At 69.4% G+C, this 15,566-nt stretch carries 12 protein-coding genes; 9 read left to right on the top strand and 3 right to left on the bottom strand.

The features are described from left to right. Positions 1 to 128 precede the first annotated feature (128 nt). From ACZ6SF_RS26655 to ACZ6SF_RS26630, 6 genes are all read left to right on the top strand, one after another. Positions 129 to 1,550: a family 2B encapsulin nanocompartment shell protein gene (locus ACZ6SF_RS26655; RefSeq protein WP_466065514.1), complete on the top strand. Its 1,422-nt coding sequence runs from the start codon at positions 129 to 131 to the stop codon at positions 1,548 to 1,550. A gap of 4 nt (positions 1,551 to 1,554) precedes the next feature. Beyond that, entirely contained in the window at positions 1,555 to 3,897 is a 2,343-nt protein-coding gene (locus ACZ6SF_RS26650) for a terpene synthase family protein (RefSeq protein WP_466065512.1), read from the top strand. Continuing rightward, positions 3,894 to 5,285 (top strand): family 2B encapsulin nanocompartment shell protein, encoded by a 1,392-nt coding sequence (locus tag ACZ6SF_RS26645; protein ID WP_466065510.1) that lies wholly within the window; start codon positions 3,894 to 3,896, stop codon positions 5,283 to 5,285. The genes ACZ6SF_RS26650 and ACZ6SF_RS26645 overlap by 4 nt, the downstream gene beginning before the upstream one ends. A gap of 34 nt (positions 5,286 to 5,319) precedes the next feature. Then, positions 5,320 to 6,375: a polyprenyl synthetase family protein gene (locus ACZ6SF_RS26640; RefSeq protein ID WP_466065509.1), complete on the top strand. Its 1,056-nt coding sequence runs from the start codon at positions 5,320 to 5,322 to the stop codon at positions 6,373 to 6,375. An 11-nt stretch (positions 6,376 to 6,386) separates the two neighbouring features. Beyond that, positions 6,387 to 6,953, top strand: a complete 567-nt coding sequence (gene idi, locus ACZ6SF_RS26635; protein ID WP_466065507.1) for an isopentenyl-diphosphate Delta-isomerase — start codon at positions 6,387 to 6,389, stop codon at positions 6,951 to 6,953. Positions 6,954 to 7,393: 440 nt separating this feature from the next. Continuing rightward, the gene (locus ACZ6SF_RS26630; protein ID WP_466065505.1) at positions 7,394 to 8,707 is read left to right on the top strand and encodes a PucR family transcriptional regulator; all 1,314 of its coding nucleotides are present in this window, start codon (positions 7,394 to 7,396) and stop codon (positions 8,705 to 8,707) included. A 13-nt stretch (positions 8,708 to 8,720) separates the two neighbouring features. On the opposite strand, the gene ACZ6SF_RS26625 is transcribed toward ACZ6SF_RS26630, so the two are convergent. The 3 genes from ACZ6SF_RS26625 to egtA form a co-directional block, all read right to left on the bottom strand. Then, positions 8,721 to 9,959, bottom strand: coding sequence for a cytochrome P450 family protein (locus ACZ6SF_RS26625; protein WP_466065504.1), 1,239 nt, complete (start codon positions 9,957 to 9,959; stop codon positions 8,721 to 8,723). A gap of 18 nt (positions 9,960 to 9,977) precedes the next feature. Further along, complete coding sequence (locus ACZ6SF_RS26620) at positions 9,978 to 11,210, bottom strand: cytochrome P450 family protein (RefSeq protein ID WP_466065502.1); 1,233 nt, start codon at positions 11,208 to 11,210, stop codon at positions 9,978 to 9,980. A gap of 243 nt (positions 11,211 to 11,453) precedes the next feature. Then, positions 11,454 to 12,737 carry an ergothioneine biosynthesis glutamate--cysteine ligase EgtA gene (gene egtA, locus ACZ6SF_RS26615; protein WP_466065500.1) on the bottom strand — a complete coding sequence of 428 codons (1,284 nt, stop codon included), beginning with the start codon at positions 12,735 to 12,737 and terminating at the stop codon, positions 11,454 to 11,456. Between the two features lie 154 nt (positions 12,738 to 12,891). Here egtA and ACZ6SF_RS26610 point away from each other — a divergent pair, with 154 nt between their 5' ends. From ACZ6SF_RS26610 to ACZ6SF_RS26600, 3 genes are all read left to right on the top strand, one after another. Continuing rightward, a complete protein-coding gene (locus tag ACZ6SF_RS26610; protein WP_466065498.1) occupies positions 12,892 to 13,395 on the top strand; it encodes a DM13 domain-containing protein in 504 nt (167 codons plus the stop codon). A gap of 280 nt (positions 13,396 to 13,675) precedes the next feature. Continuing rightward, positions 13,676 to 14,614 carry a zinc-binding dehydrogenase gene (locus ACZ6SF_RS26605; RefSeq protein ID WP_466065497.1) on the top strand — a complete coding sequence of 313 codons (939 nt, stop codon included), beginning with the start codon at positions 13,676 to 13,678 and terminating at the stop codon, positions 14,612 to 14,614. Between the two features lie 158 nt (positions 14,615 to 14,772). After that, a complete protein-coding gene (locus ACZ6SF_RS26600) occupies positions 14,773 to 15,537 on the top strand; it encodes an alpha/beta hydrolase family protein (protein WP_466065495.1) in 765 nt (254 codons plus the stop codon). Positions 15,538 to 15,566: the final 29 nt, after the last annotated feature.

Below are 15,566 nucleotides of genomic sequence, written 5' to 3'. Positions count from 1 at the left end.
AGCTATTCGGCCCCCCAACTTCGTGCCCGACCTCGCCCGCTGGCGTCGTGGTCGGTACACATCCATCCCGCATCCGAACGTACGCAATCGCTTCTGCACGCACACATACCGCGAAACGGGAAGAAATCATGACCGAACTGGCCGAACCCATGTCCGGATCCACCGAAGCCGCGCCGCTGAGCCTCGGCACCGAAGCCGCGCGAAATCTGGCGACCACCACCAAATCCGTCCCGCAGATGCAGGGCATCACCTCGCGCTGGCTGCTGAAATTGCTGCCCTGGGTGCAGGCCGACGGTGGTGTGTACCGGGTGAACAGGCGGGTGACCTACACCCTCGGAGACGGTCTCATCACCTGCTTCACCACCGCCGGCCGGACGGAGGTCCTGGCGGCCGACCTGCGCGAACTCCGGCATCTGCGGGACTACCCCGACGATTCGGTGCTGCAGGGTTTGGCGGACCGCTTCGTCGAACGGCAGTTCCAGCCGGGAGAGGTCATCGCCGAAGCCGGCCGGCCCGCCCAGGAGCTGGTCGTTCTCGTACACGGCAAGGCCGAGAAGATCGGCACGGGCCGGTACGGCGAAACGGCGACCCTCGAGATCATGACCGGGGGCCGGTTCTTCGGCGAACGCATCCTCGGCACGGATCCTCGGCCGTGGGATTTCACGGTGCGGGCCGCCACCGCGTGCACCGTCCTGGTGCTGACCGACCGCGCATTGGCCGAGGTGGGCGATCAGGTCGATTCGCTGCGTGCGCACGTCCGGGAGGTCGAGCGGTCGGAGACGCTGCTGGCCGGGCGCTCCAATACCGACGGCGAGGCGTCCATCGACGTGGTCTCGGCGCATAGTGGCGAGCCCGTCCTGCCGGGCACCTTCGTCGACTACGAACTGGCGCCGCGTGAATACGAGCTGAGCGTCGCGCAGACGGTGCTGCGGGTGCACAGCCGGGTGGCCGATCTCTACAACAAGCCGATGGACCAGATCGAGCAGCAACTGCGGCTCACCATCGAGGCCCTGCGCGAGCGGCAGGAGGACGAGATGATCAACAATCGCGAATTCGGGTTGTTGCACAATGCCGCGCCGCGACAGCGGCTCAGCACCCGGTCCGGCCCGCCGTCACCCGACGATATGGACGATCTGCTCGCGCTGGTGTGGAAGGAACCGGCCTTCTTCCTGGCCCATCCGAAGGCCATCGCCGCGTTCGGCGCCGAATGCAGCCGCCGCGGCATCTACCCGGCCGGCACCGATCTGAACGGCCATCGGGTGCCGTCCTGGCGGGGGGTGCCGATCCTGCCGTGCAACAAGATCGGGGTCACCGCCGAACGCACCACCTCGATCGTGCTGATGCGCACCGGTGAGGCCACGCAGGGCGTGATCGGGCTGCGGCAGACGGGGATTCCCGACGAATACGAACCGGGCCTGAACGTCCGCTTCATGGGCGTCGACGACAAGGCGATCATCTCCTACCTGGTCAGCGCCTACTATTCGGCGGCGGTCCTGGTGCCGGACGCGCTCGGCCTGCTCGACGACGTCCAGCTCGGCGCCGGAAGCTGACATCGTGCAACCCTTCGAGTTGCCCGACTTCTATCTGGCGCATCCGGCGCGGCTGAACCCCCACGTGGAAGCTGCCCGCGCTCACACCAAACAGTGGGCCTACGAGATGGGCATGCTCGGCGATTCCGTCGGCGGCGAGGTGGTCTGGGAAGAAGCGAGTTTCGACGGGATGGACTACGCCGGTCTGTGCGCCTACACCCATCCGGAGGCGCCGGCGGCGGTGCTCGACACCGTGACCGACTGGTACACCTGGGTGTTCTACTTCGACGACCACTTCCTCGAGGCCTTCAAACGCACCGGCGATCTGGACGGCGCGCGGGAATACCTCGACCGGCTGGCCGGATTCATGCCCTCCGAGGACGCGGCCATGCCCGAACCCACCAACCCGGACGAACGCGGCCTGGCCGATCTGTGGACGCGAACCGTTCCGTCCATGTCGGCCGGCTGGCGGGAGCGGTTCGCGCAGAGCACCCGGAACCTGCTGCTCGACTGTGTATGGGAACTCCGCAATATCAACACGGCCCGGGTGCCCAACCCGATCGACTACATCGAGATGCGGCGCAAGGTCGGTGGCGCGCCGTGGTCGGCGGATCTGGTGGAGTACGCGCGCGGTACCGAGGTACCCGGGGAGCTGGTGGGAAGCCGGCCCCTGCGCGTGCTGAAGGATACGTTCGCCGACGCGGTGCATCTGCGCAACGACATCTTCTCGTATCAACGGGAGACCGAACAGGAAGGGGAGGTCAACAACGGGGTCCTGGTGGTGGAACGTTTCTTCGAATGCCCACCCCAGCAGGCCGCCGAGATCGTCAACGACCAGCTGACCTCCCGTATGCACCAGTTCGAGAACACCGTGGCGACCGAGCTCCCCGTGCTCTTCGAGGAGTACGGACTGGATCCCGGCGCGCGGGCGGCGGCCCTGTCGTACGCGCAGGGGCTGCAGGACTGGCAGTCCGGCGGACACGAATGGCATATGCGCTCCAACCGCTATATGAACGGTTCGGCCGGGCCGCGAACACTGTCTCTCGGTCCCGGCGGGGTGGGCACCGCCCTGTCCCGGCCCGGATTCTGGAAGGGGCTGGCCGGGCCGGGCGGCGCGCGGAGTCTTGTGCGGCCGCCGCTGCGGTGTACCGGGCCGCTACCGCTGCCCGATTTCGATGTGCCGTTCGACCTCAGCCTGTGCCCCCATCTACCCACCGCACGGGTGGAGAGCGTCGACTGGGCGGAGCGGGTGGGGTTCCACGATCCGCTGCCCGAACTGGGCGGCCGGCGGCTGTGGACGCGCGCCGATACGACCGGGTTCGATTTCGCGCTGTGCTCGGCGGGCCTCGATCCCGATGCGACCGCGGAGACGCTGACACTGTCGGCGGAATGGCTCACCTGGGGGACCTGGGGCGACGACTATTTCCCGGTCGTGTTCCACCCCGCGGGCACCGTGGGGGCGATGGCGGCCGCGAAAGCCTGCGCCGCGCGGCTGTCGCGGTTCATGCCGCTCGATCCGGCGGTGTCCGCCGAACCCGGCAACACGCTGGAGCGGGCGCTGGCCGATCTGTGGCCGCGCACCGTCGCATCGATGGCACCGGAGGCCCGCCGGGCCTTCCGGGCCGCGGTGGAGTCGATGGTCGACAGCTGGCTGTGGGAGCTGGCCAACCATATCCAGCACCGGGTCCCGGATCCGGTCGACTATCTCGAGATGCGCCGCCGCACCTTCGGCTCGGATCTGACCCTCACCCTCGCCAGGATCGCTCACGGCGGCGTCGTGCCCGACGCGGTATTCGAGACCAGCACTATGCGCGCACTCGACAACGCCGCCCAGGACTACGGCTGCCTGATCAACGATCTGTTCTCGTATCAGAAGGAAATCGAGTACGAAGGGGAGCTGCACAACGCGGTTCTGGTCGTGGAGACCTTCTTCGGATGCGGGCGGGACCGGGCGGCCGCCGTGGTGGACGATCTCATGCGGGCCCGGATGCGGCAGTTCCAGCGGCTCGTCGACGAGGAGATACCTCCGCTGTGCGACCACCTCCGGCTCGATTCGGCCGCGCGGGCGGCACTGGACGGCTACATCGGGGAACTGCGGGATTGGATCGCCGGAATCCTGCACTGGCATCGGGGCACGAGTCGCTACCGGCCGGAGAATCTGCGCTACCCGGCCGGGCACCCGCCCACCGGAACCCACTCTGCCGGGACCCGCGGCGCCGGCCCGGGGGAGGCATCCCCGCCGGTTCGCCGCACCCGGGCCCCGGGGCCCAGCGGAATCGGGACCTCGGCGGCGCGAATCCCCGCCCGCGCCGGGGTCGCCGGACCACCGGCGGCTCGCGGTACCGATACGGGAAGGACCCTTCCGTGACCACTCCCGAACATCTCGTGGAGCCCGCTACCGCCCTCGGTACCGCGGCGGCCCGCACCCTGTCCACCACCACCAAATCCATTCCGCAGATGCAGGGGATCACCCCCCGGTGGCTGCTGCGCATGCTGCCGTGGACGGAGGTGGACGGCGGTACCTATCGGGTGAACCGCCGGCGCACCTACACCGTCGGCGACGGCTACCTCACCTGCACCCTCGCCGGTGCGGAATACCGGCTGATACCGGCGGAGCTGAGGGAGTTCGGCAGCCTTCGCGAACTCGCCGACGACGCGGCCCTGGACGAACTGGCCGGCGGGTTCCGGCAGCGCGAATACCGGGCCGGCGACACGATATGCGTAGCCGGCGGCGACAACGACGCCGTTCACGTGGTCGCGTCGGGCCGTATCGTCCTGACCGTCCCGGGCGAATACGGCCGGGAGGTCCGTCACGAGGTGATCGACGACGGCGGCCATATCGGCGGCGGTATGTTCCTCGGCGGGCAGTCCGGCTGGGAGTTCACCGCGACGACCGAAACCGCCTGTACGGTACTGACATTGACGCGGGAACGGTTCCGGTCGATCCGTGACGGCAACTCTCGTCTGGCCGCCCACCTCGCCGCGGTGCGAGCCGGGATTAGCCGCGCGAACGCCGATAAGTTCGGTCAGGCCGCGATAGATCTCACCGCGGGCCTGAACGGCGAACCGGTGATATCGGGGACCTACGTCGACTACGACCCGCGGCCGCGCGAATACGAACTCAGCGTCGCCCAGCTGCGGCTGCGGGTGCACACCCGCGTCACCGACCTCTACAGCGAACCGATGGATCAGCTGGACCAGCAGCTGCGGCTCTCGGTCGAAGCTCTGCGGGAACGCCAGGAACGCGATCTGCTGACCCATCACGACTACGGTCTGCTGAACAATATCGACCCGGCGCAGCGGCTGGCCTCGGAGACCGGCCGGCCCACCCCGCAGGATCTCGACCGGCTGCTGGCCCGCCGCCGCAAGACCGCGTTCTTCCTCGCGCACCCCCGCGTGATCGCGCAATTCGGCCGCGAATGCACCGCCCGGGGCGTCTATCCAGACCATGCGGACATCGACGGCCGGACGGTGCAGGCGTGGCGCGGTGTCCCGATCCTGCCCTCGGACAAGATCCCGGTCGCCCCGGACCGGACCGGCACCATCCTGGCCATGCGTATCGGCGCGAGCGACGACGGCGTCATCGCCCTGCGCCGGTCGGGTGTGCCCGACGAGTACCGGGACGGGATCTCCGTGCGGTTCGCCGGTATCGACGACCGGGCCGTGGCGACCTATCTCGTCAGTGCCAACCATGCCGCGGCGATCTTGGTCCCCGATGCGCTCGGCGCTCTCACCGGAGTGCGGACCAGCCCCTGAAACCCATCCCTGCGAACCGATCAGGACACCGCTCATGACACGGGAAATCGCTCAGGATCAGCACACTCCGACACCCCCGCGCTCGGGCGCCGAGGTACTCGCGCACAGCCGCGAGGCCTGCGCCTCGGCCCTGTACGCGTCCGTGGACGGCATGCCCGCCGAAGTCCGTCGTATCGCGGGCTACCACTTCGGCTGGTGGGACCGGCACGGACGACCCGAACGACACGACGGCGGAAAGGCGCTGCGGCCCGCGCTCGTCCTGTCGGCCGCCCGGCTGACCGGCGGCGATATCACCGACGCCGTACGCGCCGCGGTCGCGGTCGAACTGGTGCACAACTTCTCCCTGCTGCACGACGACGTGATGGACCGCGACGTCACCCGGCGACACCGGCCCACCGCCTGGACGGTATTCGGTATCGGGCCCGCGATCCTCACCGGCGACGCCCTGGTCACCGAGGCATTCGCGTTGATCGCCGCGTCCGCGCGCGCGGGTACGCCGGCGGCCTCCGAACTGCTGAGCCGCGCGGTGCTGCACCTGGTCGAGGGACAGTGCGCCGACCTGAGCTTCGAACAACGCCGGGATGTGGAAACCGCCGAATGCCTGGCCATGACCGACCGCAAGACCGGGGCCCTGTTCGGTTGCGCGGCAGCGCTCGGCGGCTTGTCCGGCAGCGCGGGACCGGGTGATATCGCACGCCTGCAAGAGTTCGGCCGCCTACTCGGCCGGGCCTTCCAGCACACCGACGACCTCCTCGGTATCTGGGGAGATCCGCGGACCACCGGTAAACCGGTGTACTCGGATCTCCGCAGCCGTAAGAAATCCCTGCCGGTGGTGTTCGCCCTGTGTTCCGGCACGCCCGAAGCGGCGGCGCTCGCCGAGCTGTATCACCGCGAAAAACCGCTCGACAGTCTGGAACTGATCACCGCGGCGCAACTCGTCGAGGCCGCGGGCGGTCGGGCATGGAGCCGGCGCGAGGCCCGGCAGCTCGCCGAACAGGCCACCGCGACGCTCGCCGCTGTCGGCGGTGACGCGGGGGCGTACTCGGATCTGGCTCTGCTCGCGGCGCTCGCCGCCGACCGGGACAGCTGAGGAGCGGCCGGATGATCGATTCGGAAACCGCCCCGCCCGCGGGCCGCGAAGCGCTGCCGGTCGAGCTCGTCGACGTATCGGGCCGGGCGATCGGCGCCTGCCCGGTGGCTCGCGCGCACCGCGCGCCGGGGCTGCTGCACCGGGCGTTCTCGGTGCTGCTGTTCGACCGATCGGGACGGGTGCTGATCCAGCAGCGAGCCGCGGTGAAAACCCGCTTTCCGCTGCGATGGGCGAACACCTGTTGCGGACATCCGGCCCCGGGGCGGCCGGTGACCGAGGCCGCGGGCGTCCGATTACACGAGGAACTCGGGCTCGCCGCCGAGCTCGCCGAGGTCGCGACGTTCACCTATCGGGCCGGCGATCCGCGGACCGGCCGGGTGGAGTACGAGTTCGACCATGTCGTCATCGGCACCCACGGCGGCGCCGAGCCCCGGCCGGACCCGGAGGAGGTGGCGGCCTTCGCCTGGATCGAGCCCGCGCACCTGGTCCGGGACCTGTCCGGCCATCCCGAACGGTACGCACCCTGGCTGGCCCGGGTCCTGGACCTCGCCGTCCCCGCACACCTCTCCGGAGCGTAACGCCACCGGACCGATGACCGGTCCGCTGCGCAGGCGCCTGGACGAATCCGGGACCGTGCTCCGGTGCGGGGCGGTGCCGACCTCGGCGTGTGCTGCCGACGGCAGACCTCGTTGTCCCACATGCGAATCAACTCTTGACCCGCCCGGTGAGGGTGCGGAAAACTACCCGCAATAACCGGAGTATTCAGTCCGGTTTGTTTCGGCTTAGCGCCGGGAACTCGAAGAGGCGTTGTCCATGTACGAGCACAGCCGTCATGTTGTGCGGGGGATGCCGATGCCGTGCGGCTCCGCGCCGGTGCGCGGGCGGCCGAGTTCCATTCCGAGGTCATCGAACGTCGCACTTCCGCCACACCCGCACGCACCGGTTCCGGTGCATCTGTGCGGTCCCGCGGCGAGGTACGTCCGATCTCGGGATCTCCCGGCCACGAGAGGAATTCGTGATGAAGACCGGAAAACACCCCGATCACCAGCCCGCACCCCTACGGGCGGGCCGGCTGGCGGCGGTACCGCTTCGCAACCCGAACTCGCTGGCGGCGGAACTGGTCCGGCATTTCAGGCACAATGTCGCGAAATGCCGGACCCTGCCCGAGGATGCCCTGAGCGGCGATATCACCGCGGTGACCGCCAACTGCCTGCGGATCGCCGCCACCATATTGGACGGAAGTGATACCCCCACCGAATGCGAGGTCGCGCAACTGGAGGCCGCCGCGGCCCGATGGGCGCGGGAGGGTATCCCGGTGGATGTCATCCTGCACGCCGTGCACGAGGGGACGAAACTGGCGCATTCACTGGTCACGGGGCAGTCGGGTCTGACCTCGGCCACCGATACCGCCGGGATAGGCGCTCGCACGGTCGATCTGCTCGATCTGATGACGACCACGGTGACCATGGCCTATCTGCGTGAGTTCCGTGCGGTGGCGGGTCAGCACCACAACGCGGTACACACCCTCACCGCCGCGGTGCTCAGTGGGCAGGCCACCGTGGGGATGGCCCGCGAATGCGGTCTCACCGTCGCGGATTCCTACCACGTACTGGCTCTGTCGATCCCGCAGCCGGCGGGAGTCGACGCCGAGGCCGACAGCACGGTCGTCGCCCGCCGGGTGCTACGCCGCGTGCAGTCCGAGCTGGCCATCCACGGCGGCGCCGAGGTGCTGTCGTTGCTGAGTATCCACGGCGGAACCGTGCTGATCCCCGCCGCCGACCGGCCCGCCGACCGGCTGCCCGGCGTTCTGGAAACGCTGTCGGAGGTGGCCGGCGTCCCGCTCACGGCGGTCCATCTGGAGGTCGCCCTCGACGCGATTCCGGAGATGTCACGCACCCTCCACGATATGCTCGATATCGCGATCCGCCTGCACCAGGCCCTGTCCGCCCGGACCGGGACCCGGCTCTACCGGTTCGAGGATCTCGCGGCCGAATACCAGCTCACCCGGCCGGGAGCCGTCCGCGAGACATTGGCCGGGAAGCTCGATGTCCTCACCGAATACCCCGATCTCCTGGAGACACTGCGCGTCTACCTGCTCCACGACCAGAGCCGTCAGCGCGCCGCCCGGCGGCTGCATATCCACCCCAACACCGTCGACCACCGCCTGAAGCGGATCGCCCAGTGCACCGGGCTCGATACGACCCGCGCCGAGGGGTTGTGGGCCCTGCGGGCGGCGTTGATCGCGCGCACCTATCCGCCGCGGCAGCCCGCCGTCACCGCGGGCCGCGACCCGTCGACCCTGCCGGAGGTCGCGGTCCGGCCGGTGCGCTGACCTCGCGGCTACGTCATGGCCGGGGTCGTCCGGCCGGGTAGACCGGGAGGTGGCGGTGGCCGTTGGAGATGAAGCTCGCCACCGAGGCCAGTTCCGCCGGCGGCACCGCGAGCTCCATATCCGGGAACCGCTCGAAAACGGCGGGGAGGGCCACCGCCGCCTCCAACCTGGCCAGCGGTGCGCCCAGACAGTGGTGGGCGCCGTACCCGAAGGCGAGGTGATCCTTGACCGTCCGGGTGGGGTCGAACTCACCGGCGGTGACGCCGTGGACCTTCGGATCCCGGTTCGCGCCGGCGTAACCGGCGAGAATCGGTTCGCCCCGGGCGATCTCGACACCGCCGATACTCAGATCCGCGACGGCGAATCGCAGCGGGACATGCGCCAGCGGCGCTTCGAAACGCAGGACCTCCTCGATCAGGTCCGGCCAGTGCACCCGGCCCGCGGCCAGATCCGCCCGGTGCCGCGGTTCGACGAGCAGCTGGTACACGGCCTGGTCGAGCAGATTGACCGTGGTCTCGTGACCCGCGCCGATCACCAGCATCAGGGTATCGGCGAGTTCCTGTTCGCTGAGCGGAGTTCCGGGATCGTCGCAGGCCGCGACCAACAGGCTCGTCATATCGTCGCCCGGATGCGCACGCCGGTGGGCGATGAGCCGGTACGTCACGCCGTACAGATCGGCGTAGTTGGCCTGGGATTCCTCCGGTGTGAGGGAGGTGTCGAAGACGCCGTCCACACATTTCCGCAGGTGCGCGCGCAGATCCTCGGGGACGCCCATCAGCTCGCAGATGACCCGGATCGGCAGTGGGTAGGCGAAATGTTCGCGCAGGTCCACGGCCGTGCCGGGCGGGGTGGCGGCGAGGGTGTCGAGCAGCTCCGCGGTGATCTCGGCGATCCGGGGTTCCAGGGCGGTCGTGCGGCGATGGGTGAACGCGGGGGCGACGATGCGGCGCAGCCGCCGGTGGTCGTCGCCGTAGGCGGTGAACATGTTCCGCACCGCGACCCAGGGGGTCAGCGGCCAGTCCGCGGCGATCTCGCCGTCGCGGAAGGCGGGCCAGTGCTGCGCGGCGTTCTTGGACACGTCGGGCCCGGCGAGCAGTTCCTTCAGCAGCGCCGCGTCGGTGACCGACCAGGCCCGCACGCCACCGGGCAACTCCACCGCCGTTACCGGTCCACGGTCCCGGAGCCGGGCGCTTTCGCCCTGGATATCCGACCCGGCGGGGTCGAGGACCACGGGGGTGATGTGCTCGTTCATCGAGAACTCCTCACGCGACTATCGAATGCCGCCGATCGGTGGACTCGGCGGGAAGGCGACCGGTAGCGAGACCAGCGCCCGGTAGAACGGGTCGGGCCGCCACTGGAGTTCTGATCGCGGAACGGCCAGCCGCAGTTCCGGCAGCGCGTCGAGGAGCTGATCGAGGGCGTCCTGCACGATCAGCACCGCCGGCGACCGGGCCGGGCAGGCGTGCGGCCCGAGCCCGAACGCCAGATGGGAGCGGTTGTCCAGGATCTCGCCGCGGCGGATGGCCGGATCGTTGTTGCAGGCGGCCATGCTGATGACCACCGGCTGATGGGCCGGCAGCCAGGTGCGGTCGACCAGGATCGGCTGGCGCGGATAGCTGATACAGAAGTTCGCCATCGGCGGATCGTTGAACAGCACATCGTCGAGCGCGTCCCGTGTCGACAGGCTGCCGTCGAGCACGGTCGCGGCGAAGCGGTCGTCGGTCAGCATCAGCAGCAGGGTGTTCACGATCAGGTCCTGCGGCGGTTCGAGCCCGGCCCCGTACAGCAGGACCAGCTGCTGCATCATCTCCTCGTCGTCCAGGCCCGCCTCGTGCCGCACCAGCCAACTGGTGACGTCGTCGCCCGGTGTGGACCTCTTGAGGTGCACGAGTTCCAGCAGCGCGCCCGCCAGCATCTCGTTCCCGGCGGCGGCATCGTCCATCCCGAAGATCAGCGCCATCCCCTCCGACGCCCGCTGCCCGATCTCCGGCGGCACACCCAGCATGGCGCTGAGCGAGGCGAAGACGAGCGGTTGGGCGTACTGGGTGAGCACATCGCAGTGGCCGGTCTCGCAGAAGGCGTTGATCAGCGGGACCGCGATCTCCTCGACCGTGGCGTGTAACCGGTGCAGATCGACCTTGCCCAGCGCCGACGCGACGGCGGACCGATACCGCGCGTGGTCCGGGCCGGCGCTGCGGATCGGATTGGGCCGGTATTCCAGCATCGGCAGCACCGGGCAGTCGGCGGGGACGCTGCGCTGCCAGGTGCGGGGGTCGGCGGGGAAATGCTCCGGATCGTTGAGGATCCGCAGTGCGGCGTGATAGCCGATGACCAGGGTGGCGGGTACCCCGGGCGCCAGCTCCACGGGCGCGAGCGAACCGTACCGCCCGCGCATCTCGGCATAATGCGCCTGCGGATCGGCCGCGAAGTCGGGCGAGTAGAGAGCGGTACGCGGGCCGGCGAAATCGCCGGGCATCACAGTCGACAGAGTTTGCCTGTCCATCTTCTAGGTTCCCCCGGTTCCAGATGGTTGTGTCGGCGGTGGTCGGGACGACCGTTGGCTGATCTGGTGACTCCGTTCTCGGACTATAGTGCGACTTAGTGGGTCTCGCAGTGCCACAGTTGCATTCGGCGTTCTTCGGTGCCAGGTCTGCGCAGCAGGGACCCTCGGTGCGAGGTGGGGACCGTCTGGGCGATTTCGTAGATCACTTGCGCCGGATGCGGCCCAGGATCCGGCGGAGAGGCGTCACCTGCCCTCCGGCGGTTCGCCGCGGCGGCATCGCCGGGCGGCGGCGGAGAGTTCGACCGCGAGGGCGGGGGAGGCCGCATGCGCGGCGGCCAGGGTGAGGAGATCGACGGCGACCGAACGGATCTGCGGGTCGGCGAGTCCGGCGCGGGCGGCGTCCTGCCAGGCATCGTCCAGCGGCCCGGCCAGCGAGGTGGCGGTGAGCAGGGTGGCGGGGGTGGACACTAGGGCGTGGACGGTATGCAGAGGCGTGGACCACGAATCCCCGGGCTGGGCGTCGAGGTAACGGATCTCCAGATGCCCGGCCGCGCGTACCGGCGGGAACAGGGTCGTGAGGTGATAGTCGAGGTCGTCGCGGGTAGGACGGCGGCCGATCTCGTCGTCGAGGGCGCCGGTGATCCAGTCGGTGAAGGTGGCACCGGGTGGTGCGGTCCAGTCCATCGGCCCGGCGGCCGGGACCGTCTGTCCCGACGGACGGACACAGAGCAACGGGACGTCGAGTGCCCAGTGGGCATAGGCGGTGAGGGGGTCGGGGCTCGCCGGACGCGGTAGGCGGGTGCGCGCCGGATCCAGACGCAGCCATGCCCGCATGCGCTGCGACGCCCAGCGCCCCGCCGGGACCCCCTGTGCGACCGGTGAACAGGCGAAGGCGGCGAGTAGCGCGGGACCGATCGCATACAGCGTCCGCCAGCGGGCCGCGACTTCCGACCGGTCGGAGCCGGCGTCGATACTGATCTGGGTGGCGGCGGTATTGCACATCATGACCGCGCCGAACGGTCCGATTCCCGCGAACGCCCGTTCCATCGCGCGGTACCGGGGTGCGGGCAGGATGCGCTCGGGAAGGCGTTCGGTATCGGCGGCGCGGGACAGCAGGCGCAGGCCGCGGCGGGCGAGCAGCCCGGCGAGGATCTCGGTATCGGCGCGCAACAGGTCGCACAGACGGCCGGGGTCGTCGCACGCGACGCTCGACAATTCGACCTGACCACCCGGTTCGACGGTGACCCGGCTGCCACCCGGCAGTGGAAACTCGGGTGATCCGGGATCGACCGAGCGGGGTGCGTGCGGACCGAGCGCGCGGGCCAGGTCGCCCGGATGTGGCCGGGCGCCTCGTGTCGTACCGGTCCGGCCCCGGACGGTGAGCCATTCGAGTTCCGCGCCGATGAGCGCGGGCGGACGTAGGGCGAAACAGCTGTTCTCGATGTACGCCGCCGCGGCGGCCCGCGACCGCCACACCTCTGTGGCCGGCGGCCGGGGCGAATTCCGGTGCGTGAGCAGGGCACCCATTACTACCTCCCCTTCTCGGATACCGGTGCAGTGGCAGGCCGGCGGTCACGCGTTACATCCGCTGTAACGAAGCGCCGGGTCGGCGGCACTGGGTCAGCGATGCGTTGTCCGCCGTGGCGGCGCGTGCCCGACCCTCACAGATTGGAAGATCCTCATGGTCACCACCCTGCTCCGGCGTCGTCTCGTCTGGGTGCCCGCTCTCGTTCTGGTCGTCGTCCTCGCGGGCGGTCTCTATGCCTTCCAGCCCTGGCGCCTGTTCACCGATGTCCGTGTGGACGAGGCGCCGGTGATCGCCACGGAGGGAGTGCCGGTGCGCACGGTCGCCACGGGCTCGTTCATTTCCCAGGAGCATTCGACCTCGGGCGCGGTGACGATCCAGTCGTCGCCCGACGGCACTGTCACACTGCGGATCACGGATCTGGACACCTCCGACGGGCCCGCCCTGCGGGTGTGGCTCAGTGACCAGCCGGTGGAGCCGGGGCTGGGACGGAACCTGGACGACGGCGCCTACGTCGATCTCGGCGCGCTGAAGGGCAACGAGGGCAACCAGAACTACGAAGTCCCGGCGGGGACCGATCTGGACGCGCTGCGAACGGTCACCATCTGGTGCGAACGGTTCGCGGTCTCCTTCGGCGCCGCCGCGCTCACCCCGGCCTGAGAGGTATGCGGCGGAACCGCCGGGCGAGCAGATGAGGGGGCGCCCGCCCGGCGGCTCCCTCGTTCGGTTCCGCCCGACCCGGTTCGCGTTACGCGCCGGTCGGTGAGTTCACCCGGCGAGGCGGAACCGCAGACCGGCGACCCCGACGCTTTCGCGGCATATGGTCCGTGGCGTCCCACCCGACAGAATCAGTGAGGAGTCGAATCCAGTGCTGGCCGCAAGGTTGTATCCAGGGGCAGAGGCAGATCAGCGGTTCCGTATCGAGGAGGTGCCGGTTCCGGTGCCGGGGCCCGGGGAAATGCTGATCGAGGTGGGTGCGGCGGGTGTGTGCCTGTCCGATGTGCACCTGATCGAGGGCATATTGAAGCCGCTGTACCTGCGGGACGAGGCCGTTGTTCTCGGCCACGAGGTCGCCGGGACCGTGACACGGCTCGGTCCCGGTGTCACCGGCCCGGAGGTCGGTGCCCGGGTGCTGTTGCAGGCCGGTGAGATCCGGGACGGCGTGACCTACACCCGGGGTGTCGACTACGACGGCGGCTGGGCCGAGTACACCCTCGCCTCCGTCGATACTGTGGTGCCGATTCCGGACGAACTGTCCTTCGAGGAGGCCTGCTTCATCCCCGACGCCGTATCGACGCCGTGGGCGGCGATCACCGCGACCGGGCAGATCCGCCCCGCCGAGGCGGTGGGCCTGTGGGGCATAGGCGGATTGGGCGCGCACGGAGTCCAGTTGCTGCGGCTGGCGGGCGCCGCGCCCATCATCGCGGTCGACCCGCTGCCCGCGGCGCGCGAGCGGGCGCTGGAGTTCGGCGCCGATATCGCCCTGGACGCTGCCGACCCGGACCTGCGGACGAAGGTGTTCGAGGCGACCGGTGGCATGGGACTCGCGGCCGCGTTCGATTTCGCGGGCGTACCTCCGGTGCGGGAGCAGGCGGTGCGCTGCCTGGCGCCCGCGGGGCGGCTGGTGCTCGTCGGACTGACCGATAAGCCGATCACGATCACCGACGGGACCGCGTTCAGCTACTTCCAGCAGCAGTTGCGCGGACATTACGGTTCGGCCTCCGAGCACGTACTCGAACTGGTGAAGTTGCGGCGCCTGCATCGGATCGACTTCACCCGATCGGTCAGCGGGGTGCTACCGCTGGCCGATGCCGCCGCGGCGGTGCACGCGCTGGAAACCAAAGAAGGTGACCCGATCCGGCTCGTCCTGAGGCCATGAGGGCCGGATGACCCCTGGACGGGACACGTCCCGGCCGCAGAAATCAGCAACGGCCGGGACGCCGCCGAATCGGGCGCGGTGGGTCCGTAACGATCGGAACCCGCACTGCCACTGAGTATCATGAGATCCACGTCCGATCCGGCGGCGGGCCCGCCGGCATGAACCGCGAACGTATCCACTTCGAGGGCGCCACCGGCAACAGGCTGGCGGGGGTGCTCGAACTACCGGCCGCGGCGCCGAAGGCGGTCGCGCTGTTCGCGCACTGTTTCACCTGCGGGCGGAATTCCGCGGCTGCCGTGGGTATCGCGCGCGAACTCGTCGAACATCGGATCGCGGTCCTGCGATTCGATTTCACCGGAATCGGCGCCTCCGACGGCGATTTCGCCGACACCACGTTCGGAACGAATATCGGCGACCTCGTCCGCGCCGCCGACCATCTGCGCGCCACCCTGGCACCGCCGTCCATTCTCATCGGGCATTCCCTCGGTGGTGCGGCCGCCCTGGCCTGCGCGGAGTCCATTCCGGAAGTCCGGGCCGTCGCCACTCTCGGCGTGCCCGCCGAACCCGGCCATGTCGAGCATCTGTTCGCCGGCCATGCGCCGGAGATCGAAGCGGCCGGCGAATCGACGGTCCGGTTGGGTGGTCGCGATATCTGGATACGCCGGGAATTCGTGCACGACCTGCGCGGTCAGAACCAGCGTGCGCGGATCGCGCGGTTACGCCGCGCGCTGCTGATCATGCATTCCCCACAGGACAGTGTGGTGAGCGTGGACAACGCCCGCCGCATCTACGACGCCGCGGTACACCCCAAATCGTTCGTCTGCCTCGACGGCGCCGACCACCTGCTCACCGACCGCGGTGACGCCGCTTACGCGGCGCGCCTGCTCGCGATCTGGGCCGATCGCTACCTCGGCACCGAGTAATAGGACTCGAAATCTCTCGAAAGGAAAAG

It is taken from the genome of Nocardia sp. NPDC049935, from assembly GCF_055586645.1.
Note: the sequence above shows the minus strand (reverse complement) of the source record. Positions and strands in the feature narration are given on the sequence as shown.

Bases quoted from the DNA above. Each gene is read 5' to 3' on its own strand.
- ACZ6SF_RS26655 (WP_466065514.1), top strand. From the start codon at position 129: ATGACCGAACTGGCCGAACCCATGTCCGGATCCACCGAAGCCGCGCCG.
- ACZ6SF_RS26640 (WP_466065509.1), top strand. From the start codon at position 5,320: ATGACACGGGAAATCGCTCAGGATCAGCACACTCCGACACCCCCGCGC.
- idi (WP_466065507.1), top strand. From the start codon at position 6,387: ATGATCGATTCGGAAACCGCCCCGCCCGCGGGCCGCGAAGCGCTGCCG.
- ACZ6SF_RS26630 (WP_466065505.1), top strand. From the start codon at position 7,394: ATGAAGACCGGAAAACACCCCGATCACCAGCCCGCACCCCTACGGGCG.
- ACZ6SF_RS26625 (WP_466065504.1), bottom strand. From the start codon at position 9,959: ATGAACGAGCACATCACCCCCGTGGTCCTCGACCCCGCCGGGTCGGAT.
- ACZ6SF_RS26620 (WP_466065502.1), bottom strand. From the start codon at position 11,210: ATGGACAGGCAAACTCTGTCGACTGTGATGCCCGGCGATTTCGCCGGC.
- egtA (WP_466065500.1), bottom strand. From the start codon at position 12,737: ATGGGTGCCCTGCTCACGCACCGGAATTCGCCCCGGCCGCCGGCCACA.
- ACZ6SF_RS26610 (WP_466065498.1), top strand. From the start codon at position 12,892: ATGGTCACCACCCTGCTCCGGCGTCGTCTCGTCTGGGTGCCCGCTCTC.
- ACZ6SF_RS26600 (WP_466065495.1), top strand. From the start codon at position 14,773: ATGAACCGCGAACGTATCCACTTCGAGGGCGCCACCGGCAACAGGCTG.